This window comes from Adlercreutzia aquisgranensis (assembly GCF_943193145.1).
Classification (GTDB): domain Bacteria; phylum Actinomycetota; class Coriobacteriia; order Coriobacteriales; family Eggerthellaceae; genus Xiamenia; species Xiamenia aquisgranensis.
The window spans coordinates 1-14,967 of the sequence record NZ_CALPDA010000020.1; the positions used below are offsets into that span (position 1 = coordinate 1).

Here is a 14,967-nt window from a genome sequence, read left to right on the forward strand (position 1 = left end):
GCTCGGCTTATGTCTTCCTGTCCACAGTATCCGGTTGTCAAGGTTCCCGCCGCGCCCCGCCTCGCGAGACGCGCAAGGAGATACTCTACCCTGCCGCCGCCTCCCCGTCAAGGGGTGATTTTCGGATTCTCGGAAATTTCTTTCCAGCCCTCCGGGGCGGCGATGCGCTCTCCTCAAGCGCGAGTTAGTAGATTACTCTTCCCTTCCCGCAGGCGCAAGAACTATTTCCTCATCCATAAGGTCACCATAACCGCGCATCGAAGGGCCGGCGCCGAGTCGTCCGCCCGGAAAACAGCAGCACCCGCACGGCAAGGCGGGTGCTGCTGGCGTAGTCGCCGGATCGTTGACGCGCCGGGCTGCGGCTCGGCGGCGGACAAAGCGGGGTCAGGCCCGCAGCCCCGCGGGACGCTCCATGACGTAGTCGTCCATGATGAAGCCTTCGCCTATGTCCGTTTCCACGGCGTCGATCACCGCGAAGCCCGTTCCCTTGTAGGCGCGCACGCCAAGCTCGTTGTGCTTGTTGACCGTCAGGTACATGCCGCCCAGACCCCGCTCGCGACACAACCGGTCGTAGAACTCCACCACCTGACGGGCGAAACCGCGGCCCCGGTGCGGGGCCAGCAGGTAGATCTTCGAGATGAAGAACCGGTTCGTCTCGGGTTCTTCGTGACCGCCCGTATAGCCCACCACCTGGGGCTGCCCATCTTCGCCGTCGGCCACTACGAACCAGTACTCGTAGCCGTGCTCGGCCATGTCACGCTCGAAGGCCGAAAGGCTTTGAAAGTTCTCCACCATGTAGTCGGTCTGCGCCTGGCCGATGATGGCCGGCCAGTACTCGTTCCATATCCGGGAAGCAAGCTGGGCGATCTGGCAGCGGTCCTCGGCGGTCTCAACGGGAACGAAGCGCACGTCCACGATGCAATCCTCCAATCAAAGCGACAGGTACTTCTGCTCCACGGCCTCGGCGATACCCTTGCCGTCGAGCCCCAAATCGGCCAGCAGCAGGTCGGTCTTGCCCTGGTGGATGAACCTGTCCCCGATGCCCAGGTTCAGCGCAGGGGCAAGGCAGCCCTCCTCGGCCATGACGGCGAGCACCCCCTCGCCAGCGCCTCCGGCGACCACGCCGCCTTCCACGGTGACCACCAGCTGGGTTTGGGCGGCGCGGCGGATGGCCTGGCGGTCGAGCGGCTTCACCCAGCGCATGTCCACCACGCGTGTCTCGATGCCCGACTCGGAGAGCAGCCGGGCCGCCTCGAGGGACGGCGACACCATGCGTCCGAATGCCAGGATAGCAATATCAGTCCCCTCGCGGACGAGCTTGGACTCTCCCACGGGCAGCACTTCCGGTTTATCGGGCAGCGCAACCCCTTGGCCTTCGCCACGCGGGTAGCGCACGGAGACGGGGCCGCCCAGGGCCAGGGCCGTATGCAAACAATGGATCAGCTCGGCTTCGTCGGAGGGAGCAAGCACCTTCATATGCGGGACCATGCGGGTGTACACCAGGTCGAACATGCCGTGGTGCGTGGGGCCGTCCTCCCCCACCACGCCGGCGCGGTCGATAGCGAACACCACGTCGAGGTCGGGCAGGCAGCAGTCGATGATCATCTGGTCGATGGCCCGCTGCAGAAACGTCGAGTACACCGCCACCACCGGCTTGGCTCCCCCCAAAGCCAGGCCCGACGCCATGGCCACCATATGCTCCTCGGCGATCCCCTCGTCGAAGAAGCGCTCCGGAAAGCGCTCCGCGAACTCCTTCAAGCCGGTCCCGCCCTTCATGGCGGCGGTCATGGCCACGATGCGCTCGTCGGCTTCGGCTTCGCGCACAAGCGCCTGGCCGAAAACAGAGGTGTAGGAGGGGGGCGCCACGGGCTTCTTCACGGCGAGCCCCGTGTCAAGGTCAAACGGCCCTATGCCGTGGAAGGTCTCAGGGTCGCGCTCGGCCGGGGCGTAGCCTGCGCCCTTCTTGGTGACCACGTGCACCAGCACCGGGCAGTCGGCGGCCAGGGCCACGGCCAAGGTCTCCTTGAGCAGCCCTATGTTGTGCCCGTCGATGGGCGCGGTGCACAGGATGCCCAGCTGCTCGAAGATCATGGAGCGCGGGATAGCCATGTGCTTCATGGAATCCTTCACGTTGCGCCCGATCTGCATGAGCGCCCGCGCTACGGGGCCGTTCTTCTCCATGCGCTCCTGGATGCTGTCGCGCGCCTGGCGGTATTCCGCGGTGGTGCGCATGTAGCCGAGGTGCTTCATGAGCGCGCCCACGTTGCGGGAGATGGACATCTCGTTATCGTTGAGGATGATGACCATGGGCGTTTGGGACTGGCCGATCTGGTTGAGCGCCTCGAAGGCCATGCCGCCGGCCAGGGACGCGTCGCCTATGAGCGCCACGATCTTCTGCTCGTCGCCTCGCAGATCGCGCGCCTCGGCCAAGCCGTAGGCAACGGACAGGGAATCGGAGGCGTGGCCGGAGGGATGGGCGTCGAAGGGGCTTTCCTCGGGCTTGGGAAACCCGGACAGCCCCCCGTAGGTGCGCAGCGAGCGGAACTCGTCGAGACGGCCCGTCACCAGCTTGTGGGCGTAGGACTGGTGCCCCACGTCGAACACGAACCGGTCGTGCGGGCAGTCGATCAGGGAGTGCACCGCCAAGATGATCTCGACCGCCCCCAGCGACGATGCCACGTGACCGCCCGTGCAAGCCGTGGTCTCGAGAATCTGCTCGCGTATCTCGCAGGCGAGGATGGACAGCTCTTCGTCGGACAACGCCTTCAGGTCGCTGGGCGAGGTGACGACATCGAGAATGCGGTTTCCCTCCATGGAACACCTCTCTTGCGCTTAGGCGACGCCTTCTCCCCGAACGGGCTCGTCGCCGCTCTCGGGGGCTTCGCCCACCCCCTCCGTCGGTACCGTGATGTCGCGGTTCATAAGGTCGCTGGCCGCCAACCCCAAGCTGGCCGCCTCGTCGAACAGCTCGAGCAGCGACTCCAAGGGGGCATCGGCATCCGAGACCGCCTCCACGATCTGGGCGATGCGCTCGCTCGCCTCGTCGAAGCTGCTCGGCTGGACCTTACTCATCGCCCTCGCCCTTTTCGCTCGGCGCCTGCTCGGCAGTCTGCGCAGCGACCGGCTGCGAGTCGCCCTGCGGTGCTGCGCCCCCTTCCGCGGACGCGGCCGGCTGCTCCAGGGATCGCGCGATGCGCCCGAGCACGCCGTTCACGAAGCGGGGGGAATCGTCCTCGCCGCCGAAGGCCTTCGCCAGCTCCACCGCCTCGTTGATGCTGACCGAGATGGGAACGTCGTCCACGTAGAGCATCTCGCACACGGCCATGCGCAGGATGCAGCGGTCGACCACAGGCATACGCGCCAGCGACCAGTTCTCGGAGGTGCTCGCAAGCTGCTGGTCGATGCCTACGCGATGGGCCTCGCAGCGCTGCACCAGCATCGAGGCGTAGTCGCTGGGTTCGTCCTCGCCGAGAAACGCCTCGCCCTCGATGATCTTAGAGGGCGACTCGCCACGTATCTCGGCGGTGTAGAGCACCTGCAAGGCGCAGCGCCGGGCGGCGGGACGCTCTTGAACGGCAAGCCTGTCTCGTGATGCCATGGATGAACCGCCTTCGCCTAGCGGGCGAACTTGATGCCGTCAACGTACACGTCGACGGAATCAACCCGGACGCCCACCTGGGTTGCCAGCGCATCGGCGATGGAGCGGCGCACGTTGTCGGCCACCTGGGGCAGCGAGTATCCGTAGAGCACGTCGATATGGACGACCACCTGCACGGATTCGTCCTCCTCCATGTCCACGCCGATGCCCTGGGTGCTGGGCTTGGCGGTGAACATCTGGCGGATGGCCGACTCGGCGGCGGACCCGACGAAGGCCACGCCCTCAACTTCCTGGGTGGCGATGGAGATGATGGTCTCCACCACGCCGGGGGCAAGCGTCATGCCCTTCATGCTCAACTCGGTCATAGCAAATCTCCCATCTGCGTTTCGATGAAGTCGGTGCGCGCATCGCCGGCTTTGAACACCTCATTATCCAACACCTGGCGATGGAATGGAATGGTGGTCTTGATGCCCTCGATGACGAACTCGTCAAGAGCGCGACGGGCCCGCGCCAGGGCCTCCTCGCGGTCCTGGCCATGCACGATGAGCTTGGCCACCAGCGAGTCGTAGTGCGGCGAGATGCGAGACCCGCTGCGCACGTAGCTCTCCACGCGCACGCCCGGGCCGGCCGGCGGCTCGAAGCGCGTGACGGTGCCGGGGCTGGGTCGGAAGCCGAACTCGGGGTCCTCGGCGTTGATGCGCAGCTCGATGGCGTGACCCGCCGGATGAAACGGCGCGCGACCGGCGCAGCTGATCGGCTCTCCGGAGGCGATGCGCAGCTGCTCCTTGATGATGTCGGTACCAGTGATCTCCTCGGTGACCGGGTGCTCCACCTGCACGCGGGTGTTCATCTCCATGAAGTAGAAGCTGCCGTCGGTGTCCAGCAGGAACTCGATGGTGCCGGCGTTGCGGTAGTCGACGGCCCGCACCGCCTTGAGGGCGGCTACCCCCATGGCCCGGCGCAGATCGTCGTCGAGGGCCGGGGAGGGCGCCTCCTCGATAAGCTTCTGATGGCGGCGCTGCACAGAGCAGTCGCGCTCGCACAGGGCCACGCGGTTGCCAAAGTCGTCGGCCAGCACCTGCACCTCCACGTGGCGCGGTCGCAGCACCAGCTTCTCCAGGTACACGCCGTCGTTGCCGAAGGCGGCGCCGGCCTCGGTGCGGGCGGCCTTGTACTGGGCTTCCAGCTGGTCGGGGTCGTGGACCTCGCGCATGCCCTTGCCGCCGCCGCCGGCCGTGGCCTTGATGAGCACCGGGTAGCCCACGCGCTCGGCGAAAGCTCGGGCCTCCTCCACGGTGTCAAGGCAGCCGTCGGAGCCGGGCACCGTGGGCACGCCGCAGGAGCGCATGGTCTCACGGGCCGAGCTCTTGTCGCCCATGCGCTCGATGCACTCGGGGGACGGGCCGATGAACACCAGGTCGTTCTCAAGGCAGGCGCGGGCGAAGTCGGCGTTTTCGGCAAGGAATCCGTAGCCGGGATGGATGGCCTGGGCGCCGGTGTTGAGCGCGGCCTGGATGATGTTGCCCATGACCAGGTAGCTCTTCGCCGCCTGGGCGGGGCCTATGCAGACCGCCTCGTCGGCGTAGGCCACCGGATAGGTGTCGGCGTCTTCCGTGGAGTAGACGGCCACGGTCTTCACGCCCAGCTCCTTGCAGGCGCGCATGACGCGCAGGGCCACCTCGCCGCGGTTGGCGATAAGGATCTTGTCGAACATTAGGCAGTCTCCGGAGCCGGGGCGGGAGCGCCGTGGGGCTCCACGTAGAACAGCGGCGTACCGAACTCAACCGGGGAGGCGTCCTCCAGGCAGACCTCGCGCACGGTGCCCATCTGCTCGGCGGTGATCTCGTTCATGAGCTTCATGGCCTCCACGATGCACAGCGTCTGGTTGGCGGCCACCTCGTCGCCCACGGACACGAACGGCGGCTCGCCGGGAGCGGGCGCCGCGTAGTAGGTGCCCACCATGGGGGCGGTCACGCAGTACCAGTTGGCGGGACGGGCCATGCCGTCGTCGGCCGGCGCCGACGAATCGGGTGCCTGGGCCTGGGCCTGGGTCTGGGCCACGGCCACAGGGGCGGCGGCTGCAGCGGGAACAGCAGGAGCAGCGGGCGCGGCACCGGGCATGCGCACAGCGATGCGGGTGCCCTCCTCCTCGACGACGATCTCTCCCACGCCGCTCTCCTCGGCTACGCGCACGAGTTCGCGAATCTGGTTGATATCCACGTAATCGTCCTCCTTGGTCTGGCTCGACTCCTCCTGCATGAGGAAGTCGACCTTTTCCGATGTGCGGTGCTTGCTTAGGAAGGTGCGCGCCTCGTTGGGGAACAGCGCGTACATGAGCACGTCTTCCTCGGTCTTCGCCAGATCGCCGATCTCCTCGGCAACCTGGTTGTAGGTGGTAGTGACAAGAGAGCCGGGCGCCACGTCGGGCGGCAGCATGGCCGAATCGCCCACCACTTTCGCCACGATGCTCTTGTCCATGCGGCCCGGCGCCTTGCCGTAGTAGCCGCAGATATAGTCCTTCATCTCCTTGGACACCACGCCCCAGCGCTTGCCGGTGAGCACGTTGAACACCGCCTGGGTGCCCACGATCTGCGACAGCGGCGTCACCAGCGGCGGGTAGCCCACCTCGGCGCGCACCTTAGGAATCTCCTTCATCACCTCGGGCAGGCGGTCGCGGGCGTTTTGCACCTCCAGCTGGGAGATGAGGTTGCTCATCATGCCGCCGGGAACCTGGTGCGAGTACACCTGCATATGGATGAGCGAGGAGACGCCGCGCTTGTAGTGGCCGCGCTTGCGCATCTCCTCCCAGTACTCGGCGATCTCGAACAGCAGGTTCAGGTCGAGTCCGGTGTCGTAGCGGCTCTCCTGCAGGGCGGCCACGATCATCTCCACCGCCGGGTGCGAGTTGCCGAAGGCAAGCGGGGCGGAGGCGGTGTCGGCGATGGCGGCGCCGGCTTCGGCGGCCTTGATGATGTTGGCCGGGGCCATGCCGCCGACATAGTGGCAGTGGATGTGCACCGGCAGGCCGATCTCGGCGTTGAACGCCTTGACCATGCGCTCGGTGCGGTAGGGCGTGAGCATGCCGGCCATGTCCTTGATGGCGATGGAGTCGGCGCCCAGGTCCTTCAGCTGCTGGCCGTACTCCAAGAAGCTGTCCAGCGTGTGCACCGGCGACATGGTGTAGGAGATGGCGCCCTCGAAGTGGCCGCCACATTCCTTGATGGCCTCGGCGTTGTCCACCACGTTGCGGATGTCGTTCAGGGCGTCGAACACGCGGAACACGTGCACGCCGTTGCGTTTGGCGGCCTTGATGAAGCGGTTGCAGATCTCGCGGGAGTAGTGCTTGTAGCCCACCAGGTTTTGGCCGCGCGAGAGCATGGACAGCGGGGTGTTGGGGGTCTGCGCCTTGATCGAGCGCAGGCGGTCCCACGGGTTCTCGTCAAGGAAGCGCAGGCAGGTGTCGAAGGTGGCGCCTCCCCAGGCCTCGATGGCCCAGTAGCCCACTCGGTCCATCGCCGGCAGGATGGGCAGCATATCCCCCACCTGCATGCGCGTGGCCCACAGGCTCTGCTGGCCGTCGCGGATGGTGGTGTCCATGATTTGGAGCTTTGCCACGAAACCGTACCTCCTTCGAGAGATGGAAATTTGCAAGGTTCGCCATCGGGCCGCGAAGAGCGCGATGAAACCCGCATTATAGATGAAAAGGCGCCCCCGCATGGCAGAGGCGCCGATTCTACACGATGAGAGGAGCCAAACCTACACCAGCTTGCCCTTGCAGTGGTCGATGCCGTGCTGCACGAGCTCCGCCTCCCAACCCTCCAGGCGCTTCTTGCGGCGGACGAGCTGGGCGTCGGCCGGGGCGGCTTCGTCGGCGGGATGCAGCAGCGCCTCGGACACCTCGTCGTAGGAGACCTCGATGCGGGCGAAGCGGGTGACCTTCGAGATGGCCTCGTGGGAGAAGCAGGACTCCTCGGCCTTATAGGGCCCCAGCGCCCGCAAGATCTTGGGGTTCATCATCACGTGGGGGCTGTCCTGCTCGTCCAGGTAGGCGATGACCGCCTTGTCGGACCCGATCTGGTTGGCGGCCAGGCTTGCGGCGTTCTCCAAGGAGGCCATGGTGTCCAGCAGATCGATCGCCACGGAAACGTCGTCGATGGTGGCCGGCTGGGCAGGTGCGGACAGCGCCTCCGCGTCGGTCACGATTTCCTTGATCATGGGGTTCCTTTCCTAAACGTGCGGGTTGCCGGTTCATGGTAGCAGTCTTTCGATGACGCGACCACAAACTCCACGGTCAGCGAACAACGCGAAGGGCTCAGCTTCGCCCGGAAAGATGCTCGGCGAAGCGGCCCGAGTCGGCCTGGCCGGCGAAGATGATGTCCATGCGCCCGATAAGCCAGCCGCCCTGGGCGCTGCGGCGCATCTCCATGCGGTAGCGGCCGAAGGTGTAGCGGTCCGCAGGGGGCATCGAGGGCTTGTCGGAGAAGCCCTCCCAAGCCCAAAGCACGCACTCGAGGACGGCGTGGTCGGCGGACAGAAGCGTCACCTGGGGGTTCGATACCACATGGGTGGAAGACGTCATCTGCGGCAGCAGCTTGCCGTAAAGTTTGCCGATGAGGGCCCTGCCCGCCAGCGGCTCTACACCGGGCTGCGGGAAGAGCAGGCCGTCGTCGAGGAACAGGGACGCAACCCCCAGGCCGTCCTGGTCGTCGACGAACCGGGCGTAGCGATAGGCAACATCCGTCACGGCCCGCACGGCCTCCAACGCGGCGAGCCGCTCCTCGGCCGGCGCGGCATCCCCGTCGGCCGGCCACAGATCCCGATCCATGGTTTCCCTCCCATTCGCGGCTTGGGCCTATTCTCCGCCGGCCGCCTCGTGATCTTCCGTTTCGACAGAGGACTGCCGCTCCTCGTCGCCCGACGTCATCGCGGGCTCTCCCCCGTCGCCATCGACGAGCTCGGCGGCTGCGGCCTGCGTCTCCTCGCCGGAGCCGTCTTCCTCCAGGGTCGCCGACAGCACCTCGGGCCGCTCCAGCTCGTAGTCGGCGCGCACGTCGGGCTGGGAGGCGGAGCTCGCGTCCACCACGATGCTGAAGTCGGTGACGGTGATGGTGTAGGGGCTCGTGCCCTTCACGAACGTAGCGCCTTCGGGCGACTTGATGGTAACGGGACGGCCCTCGGCGTCGGAGAGCACGCCTTCGCAGGAAAGCGAGCTTAGGGTGCTGTCGCCGGTCACCGTCCAGGAGCTGCTCTTGTCTATGATCAGGTTCGCCTGGCCCTTCGCCATGGCGGCGGTGGGGTTGCCGGCGAAGGAGTCGTCCTTGCCCACCGCGCCCACCAGCTGGCTTCCCTCGGTCAGAAACACCGTCACCTGGCTGAGGGAATCCCACAGGATGTCGCCCTCCATCAGCTGGCCGATGCCCGTCAGCGAGCACACGGCGCCGTTGCCGCCTGCGCTGCCCCATCCCCTGCCGCCGGTGTTGCCGCTGCAGCGGAGGAAGAACGCGTCGTCGGCCAACGAGAGGTCCGCCGCCTGCAGTACGATGGTGGCCTGGGTGTTCGTCACGTAGAACAGCCCGCCCTCGCGGGATGAAAGGCTACCGCCCACCATGTGAAACGTCGTGCGCCCCGTAGAGGTGTCCGTCTCGCTTCCCTGGTAGAGCACCACGTTGTACCGACAGTCGTCGTCGGCGCTGCTGCGCGGGCTGCTGGACACAAGGCAGTCGAACAGGCGCACGGCATTCTTTCCCTCGACCTCCACGGCATGAGACCGTGCCGCGGACAGGGAGCCGTCCAGCACCGTCAGGTCGCCTTTGCTCGACAGCACCGGCGACTCCTTGCCCGAGGTCATGAGCGTGCCCCCCTGAAGCACCAGCGAGCCGCCCTCATTGCCCACGACCGCCGCCGGCGACTGCTCGCCCTCGGTGCGAACCTGGACGTCCCACGAGCACAGCGACGCCCCTTCGACGACCGCAAGGCCGGCCGACGCGCTTTGCTGGGTGGACACGGCGCTGTCGGCGATGAGGGCCTCGCTCCTCTTCCCCAGGACGAACAGCCCCGTGCCGCCGTCGGCGTTGGTGCTTACGGTGCCGCCGCCGACGAGAAGCTGGCCGGGGGCGACCAGAAGCGCCGAGCCCACGCCGTAGGTGGCAGCCAGCAGGCCTCCGGTGCTCGAAGGGGACCGCCGCTCCACGGTCACGTCCAGCAACGTCACCTGCGCATGGTCGTCGAGCACTGCGACGGCGCTCTCGTCGGTGCCCGTCGACTCGATGGTCTCGCCCTGGATCAGGCCGTCCTCCCTGAACTCCCGAACCGCCTTGTAGGACGTCGGGCGGCGGGGCGGCTCCTCCTGCTCGCCCTCCTGCTGGTCGGGCTCGTCGGCGACCGGTTCTAGAAGGGGCATATCCAACGGAAGAGGCAGCTCGCCGCCGGTCAGGGCGTTCTGCGCCTGGCCGACCACCTGGGAGAGCGGCGAGGGCGCGAAGGTGGACTCGTCGGCCGGCCCCAGCTGCGTCGCTACCGCCACGACGACGGCGGCGGCGAGAATCACCCCGGCAAGAGTCCTGGACTTTCCTTTCATGCGCACACCCTAGAAGCGGACGAACGCCGCTATATCGTCGTCCTCGTCAAGAACGATGCGCGCCTTCATGCCCAGCTTGCCCAGAAGATCGCGCAGCCCGTCCTCGTCCACGCCCAGATGAGCCGCCACCTTCGGCAGGTCCCCGTCGAAGCGCCCCACGAGCTCGCGCAGCCTCGCGCGAGCCTCGAACAGCTTCAGGCCCTCCAGATGGTCGTCGGCGTCGGCCACGCTGGCGCCGGCCGGGCCGTCGTGGCTTTGGTTCGCCGCGCCGGCTATGTGGAACGGCAGCGCCGAGATGCCCACATTGGCGCCCTCGCCTTCCATGATCAGGCAGCGCTCCACCACGTTGCGCAGCTCGCGAACGTTGCCGGGCCAGCTGTAGGACTGCAGTGCCCGCATAGTAGCCTCGGGGAAGCCGGACAGGGGGACGTTGAGCTGCTGGGAGAGCCGTGCGTTGAAGTAGTCCACCAGCAGCGGCACGTCGTCCAGGCGCCGACGCAGCTGCGGAAGGTGAATCTCCACCATGCTCAGGCGGTAGTACAGGTCGCTGCGGAACTTCTTCTCGGCTATGAGCCGCTGGATGTTCTGGTTGGTGGCCGCGATGACGCGCAGATCGAGGGGCTTGGTGTCGTTGGATCCCAGCTTCGTCACGCTGGACTCTTGGAGCACGCGCAGCAGGCTCACCTGCATGTCCACCGGCATCTCGCCGATCTCGTCCAGGAACAGCGTGCCCCCGTCGGCGAACTCGAACTTGCCCACGGCCCCTTCCTCGCGAGCTCCCGTGAACGCACCGCCCTCGTAGCCGAACAGCTCCGTGGCCAGCAGGTCGCGGGGAAGCGCGCCGCAGTTCACCGCCACGAAGGCGCCAGTGCGGCCGCTGCGGCGGTGGAGCGCGCGGGCCACCACCTCCTTGCCCGTGCCCGTCTCGCCCAGCAGCAGCACGTTGGTCTTCACCGGCGACACCTTGCGCACCAGCCGGTCGACCGCCTTCCACTCGTCGCTCTCGCCGATGTAGTCGACCTCGCCCTCGCCCAGCGGCATGATCTCGGCTTCGCGGCGCTTGACCGCCTTGGCCACGGCCTTCGCCGGCTTTCTGGCGCCGGGGGCAATCTCGTCGGCCGGGGACGAGGGCGCCTCGAACACCAGCAGCATGAACGGCTCGGCGCCGTCGAGCTCCACCTTCCCGTGGCGGACCAGGGACAACTCCAGGGCGCCGCGCGAGCGCTTCGGCTTGAAGGCCACCGGCAGGGGCTCCTCCATGCGGTCGGGCAGCTCCAGCAACTGTCGCAGCAACGAGGAGTCGCTCAGGTAGGCCGATAGCGACTGCGTGCCGTAAGAGTACTTGTCCCAGTCGGGCATGTAGGGACGCATGGCCATGTTGGCTACCAGGATGCGGCCTTTCCCGTCCACGGCGACCACCGGCCCCTCGTACAGGGACAGCAGAGGTTTGAAGAAGTCAACCGTGAGCACCGAGCTGGCCCGCGGGCCCATGTCGTAGAGAGCCTTGGTGAGCTCGACGCTCTGCACGCACAGGTCAAGAGCGCTGGGCGGCAGGAATCCGAAGGGGCTGTTGAAGTTGAGGGCACCGAAGTAATGGCCCTTCCCGTCAAGGTAAGGAGCCGCCACGCCGGAGTAGCTTTGGGCGATGGCCCGGTAGTGTTCGAAGCCGTCGATGCGCACGGGCCTCTTCTCGGAGCACACCAAGGTGGCGTTGCCGGTGCCCACCTCGGCCTCGCGCATGAACGTGCCAAAGGTGCGCGAGTAGGTGTTCAGGGGGCTGATCAGCTCGAAAACGAAGTTCTCGCCGTCCATGAGCGAGACGTTACAGCCCAGCAGCACCTTCATGAAGCGCATGACGGGCTGGGTGGCCGCCAGCGAGGGCTTGTAGCGCAGGCGCTTCTCCTGCAGCAGCGCCGAGTTCTCCTTGGCGAAATCGCTTGACCAGGGGTTCAGCCCCGCGTTGCGGCAGCGCTTCCAGGAAAGGGCGATCTCGGGCCGAACCTTGTCCTGCAGGATCTCGCCGGTACTGACGAAGGTCTTCCACGCCTCAAGCGCATGCTCGGTCGTCTGCGTCATCGCACCTCTTCTCTTCCCCGTTTCCGCCGCACCACACTTTACCACGGATGCGGGCGATTCCCTACCGTCGCCGCTGGGATTGCCGCCCGATTCCAAGGGCCTCGCGGTACTTCGCGACGGTGCGGCGCTTGATGTCGACCCCCTCGTTGTTGAGCAGGTCGGTGATGGCGGCGTCCGACAGGGGCTTGCGCGGGTCCTCCTGGGCCACCAGGTCGCGGATGCGCGTCTTCACCGCCACGGACGAGACGGCCGCGCCGGGCCGGGAGCTCGAGCTGATGCCGCTGGTGAAGAAGAACCGCAGCGGGTAGGTGCCCCACGGCGTGAGCACGTGCTTGTCGGCGACGATGCGGCTGATGGTGGACACGTTGAAGCCAAGGGCGTCGGCCGCCTGCTGCATGGTGAGGGGCCGAAGCGCCCGTTCCCCTTCGGCGAAGAAGGCGAATTGCGCCTCCACCAGATAGGTCCCGAAGCGGAACAGCGTCTGGCTGCGCTGCTCGATGTTGGCGAGCACCCGCTTGGCGTCCTCGGCATGGCTGGAAAGCCATTCGCTGGCCCCCGAGTCGTCCTTCGCGTCCTGCGCGAGCTGGGCGTAGTCCTTCGAGAGCACCACCCGCTCCGCAAGCTCGCCCAGCACGCGCACCGAGAAGCCCGCGGGAGTGCGCGCGACGGAGATGTCCGGGATGACGTAGACCGTGTCGCGGCTCTGGGAGAACGATGAGCCGGGGCGCGGGTTGAGCTCGCAGATCAGGCGGCGGACCTCGCCCAGCTCGTCAAGGCTTATCCGGTAGGTGCGCATGAGCTGGGTGGTGCGGTTGTCCGCCAGATCCTGCAGGCTCTCGGTCACGATGCGGCGGGCGAGCACCGTCACGTTGTCCTCGCCGGCAAGCTGCAGGGCCAGGCATTCGGCCAAGTCCCTGGCACCGACCCCGCGGGGCTGCAGCCCTTGGACGGCGGCCAGGGCCGATGCGGCGTCCTCGAGCGGCACCTGCGCCTCGTGGGCCAGCCGATGAAGACTTCCGGCGAAGTAGCCGTTGTCGTCGAGGCAGTCGATGACGGCGAGCACCAGCTCGTAGGTTGCGTCCGGGAGGTTGCGCCCGTCCACCTGCATGCGCAGAAAGCTCGCCAAGGTCTCGGTCTGGCAGCAGTCGTCGCGCAGCCGGCGGGCGTCCAGGTCCATGCCGAAGCCGCGGGCCTGGGCGCGGTCGTGGAACGCGACGTTGGTCAAGGAGGCGTCGAAGGAGTCATCGCGGCTGCCGCCCGAGCCCGGCCGAGGCTCGAACGCGGAGTCCTTCCGGTGGCTCCAGTCGTCGGCATGCGAGCCCTCCTGCGCCGCCAGCGCGCCGTCGCGATAGTCGTTCGAGCCGTCGCGGACCTGGGCGCGGTTGTGCTCGATGTCGCCATGGCCCGAGTACCAGTTCGCCGAATCGTAGTTCAGGTCGCTTTCCGGCTGATCATCATCGCGCAGGGAAAGCTCGCCGAAGGACAGGTCGCTTGTGGCGTAGTCAAGCTCGAGCAGCGGGTTCTGCTCGACGGCCTTGGAGATGTAGGTATCGAGGGCGGTGACGGGCAGGGAGAGCACTTCGAGGCCGTGGATGGCGCTGGGAGCCAGATGGTTCTTCGGCGCGACGGTGGTCCGAGAAGCGGACTGGAGCCGTACGCCCGAGCTTGCAGCACCGTGCATGAAACCTCCCCGTCTGGGTCGTCCCGTGGAAAGGGCCCACAGCTCGCTCGTGCCGCCAAAAGCGCCGTTCGTCTCCCCTTTGCTGGATACTGGGTTGTCAGTTATTCAACAAACGACGCGAATGGGTACACTTCTGGCAAAACTAGCACGTTTTTTGCTATCGCCCTTTGGTGGAACACATCTTAGTACTCCGCCACCTTGCGGTCAAGGAGGCTTCATGGCTGCGCAATCGCCCGCATCCCCCACCTACGCCATCGTCGAATCCGGCAGCGAGCACAGCTCGGCCATCGCCCGCCTTACGCTGCAGGCGGGGATGGGAGCGCTCTCCGACCGGGGCGTTTCCTTCGTTGCAGTGGAGGACGGCGCGTCCGATGCGGCAAAGGGCGAAGGCGGCGAAGGCGAGAGCGCCGGCGTGCTCGGCTTCGTGCGCATCGTGCGCAGCGCAGGCCGCGACTACATCTGCCCCATCGTGGTGGATGCGAGCGCCCAAGGCGGGGGCGTGGGCCAGGCGCTCATGACCTTCGCCCACGAACGGTTCGGGACGTTGCGCTTCGTCGCCCGAGGCGAGGCGGTGCCCTTCTACGAGTCGCTGGGCTGCAGGGAGACCTCCTGGTCGGACATCGCCCTCGACATCAGCAGCGACTGCGTGGACTGCCCCGACCGCGCCGGGTGCGCCCCCCAGCCCATGGTGTGGGACTAGGCGCCCCCCTGCTGCGCGCCTTTCTGTCGCGCACCTTTCTGTCGCGCACCTTTCTGTCGCGCACCTTTCTGTCGCGCGCACAGCCCCCAAAGACGATGGCAGCCCACAGAATCGGCAGCTTGGGGAGAAAAAGCTCACGAACCTGCCGATTTTGCGGGCTCCCGCCCGGCCGACGGGGGCGGAGCAGCGGGGCGGCTGACGGGTCGGCTGACGGGGCGCGCTGAAAAGAGGGGCGGAAAAGGAAGGAGCCCGGCTTGCAGTGAACTGCACCCCAGTTCTTAGACGGGCTAATAAAGACTAAGCTGCAAGGGACTGATTCCGGAACTCCTCCGGAG

At 66.8% G+C, this 14,967-nt stretch carries 13 protein-coding genes; 1 reads left to right on the forward strand and 12 read right to left on the reverse strand.

Annotation, left to right across the window (positions count from 1 at the left end):
* Window positions 1-384: 384 nt before the first annotated feature.
* The 12 genes from NFR41_RS10280 to rpoN all read right to left on the reverse strand — a co-directional run bounded on the left by NFR41_RS10280 (window position 385) and on the right by rpoN (window position 13,932).
* Window positions 385-915 (reverse strand): GNAT family N-acetyltransferase, encoded by a 531-nt coding sequence (locus NFR41_RS10280; RefSeq protein WP_251231775.1) that lies wholly within the window; start codon window positions 913-915, stop codon window positions 385-387.
* A gap of 15 nt (window positions 916-930) precedes the next feature.
* Window positions 931-2,814 (reverse strand): 1-deoxy-D-xylulose-5-phosphate synthase, encoded by a 1,884-nt coding sequence (gene dxs / locus NFR41_RS10285; protein WP_251231776.1) that lies wholly within the window; start codon window positions 2,812-2,814, stop codon window positions 931-933.
* 18 nt (window positions 2,815-2,832) lie between these two features.
* Window positions 2,833-3,072 (reverse strand): exodeoxyribonuclease VII small subunit, encoded by a 240-nt coding sequence (locus tag NFR41_RS10290; protein WP_251231777.1) that lies wholly within the window; start codon window positions 3,070-3,072, stop codon window positions 2,833-2,835.
* On the reverse strand, window positions 3,065-3,598 hold the full coding sequence (nusB, locus tag NFR41_RS10295) for a transcription antitermination factor NusB (protein WP_251231778.1): 534 nt from the start codon (window positions 3,596-3,598) through the stop codon (window positions 3,065-3,067). Before nusB ends, NFR41_RS10290 begins: the two co-directional genes overlap by 8 nt.
* Window positions 3,599-3,615: 17 nt before the next feature.
* On the reverse strand, window positions 3,616-3,963 hold the full coding sequence (locus NFR41_RS10300) for an Asp23/Gls24 family envelope stress response protein (RefSeq protein WP_160212735.1): 348 nt from the start codon (window positions 3,961-3,963) through the stop codon (window positions 3,616-3,618).
* Window positions 3,960-5,312, reverse strand: a complete 1,353-nt coding sequence (gene accC / locus NFR41_RS10305; protein WP_251231779.1) for an acetyl-CoA carboxylase biotin carboxylase subunit — start codon at window positions 5,310-5,312, stop codon at window positions 3,960-3,962. Before accC ends, NFR41_RS10300 begins: the two co-directional genes overlap by 4 nt.
* Window positions 5,312-7,213 (reverse strand): acetyl-CoA carboxylase biotin carboxyl carrier protein, encoded by a 1,902-nt coding sequence (accB, locus tag NFR41_RS10310; RefSeq protein WP_251231780.1) that lies wholly within the window; start codon window positions 7,211-7,213, stop codon window positions 5,312-5,314. The genes accC and accB overlap by 1 nt, the downstream gene beginning before the upstream one ends.
* A gap of 141 nt (window positions 7,214-7,354) precedes the next feature.
* Complete coding sequence (locus tag NFR41_RS10315; protein ID WP_251231781.1) at window positions 7,355-7,813, reverse strand: peptide deformylase; 459 nt, start codon at window positions 7,811-7,813, stop codon at window positions 7,355-7,357.
* A gap of 97 nt (window positions 7,814-7,910) precedes the next feature.
* Window positions 7,911-8,423: a nuclear transport factor 2 family protein gene (locus NFR41_RS10320; RefSeq protein WP_160212731.1), complete on the reverse strand. Its 513-nt coding sequence runs from the start codon at window positions 8,421-8,423 to the stop codon at window positions 7,911-7,913.
* Between the two features lie 27 nt (window positions 8,424-8,450).
* The gene (locus NFR41_RS10325; RefSeq protein ID WP_251231782.1) at window positions 8,451-10,175 is read right to left on the reverse strand and encodes a hypothetical protein; all 1,725 of its coding nucleotides are present in this window, start codon (window positions 10,173-10,175) and stop codon (window positions 8,451-8,453) included.
* A gap of 9 nt (window positions 10,176-10,184) precedes the next feature.
* Window positions 10,185-12,251, reverse strand: a complete 2,067-nt coding sequence (locus NFR41_RS10330; protein WP_251231783.1) for a sigma-54 interaction domain-containing protein — start codon at window positions 12,249-12,251, stop codon at window positions 10,185-10,187.
* Window positions 12,252-12,312: 61 nt separating this feature from the next.
* Window positions 12,313-13,932 (reverse strand): RNA polymerase factor sigma-54, encoded by a 1,620-nt coding sequence (rpoN, locus tag NFR41_RS10335; RefSeq protein ID WP_251231784.1) that lies wholly within the window; start codon window positions 13,930-13,932, stop codon window positions 12,313-12,315.
* A 217-nt stretch (window positions 13,933-14,149) separates the two neighbouring features.
* Between rpoN and NFR41_RS10340 the strand changes: the two genes are divergently transcribed.
* The gene (locus NFR41_RS10340; RefSeq protein WP_251231785.1) at window positions 14,150-14,632 is read left to right on the forward strand and encodes a GNAT family N-acetyltransferase; all 483 of its coding nucleotides are present in this window, start codon (window positions 14,150-14,152) and stop codon (window positions 14,630-14,632) included.
* Window positions 14,633-14,967: the final 335 nt, after the last annotated feature.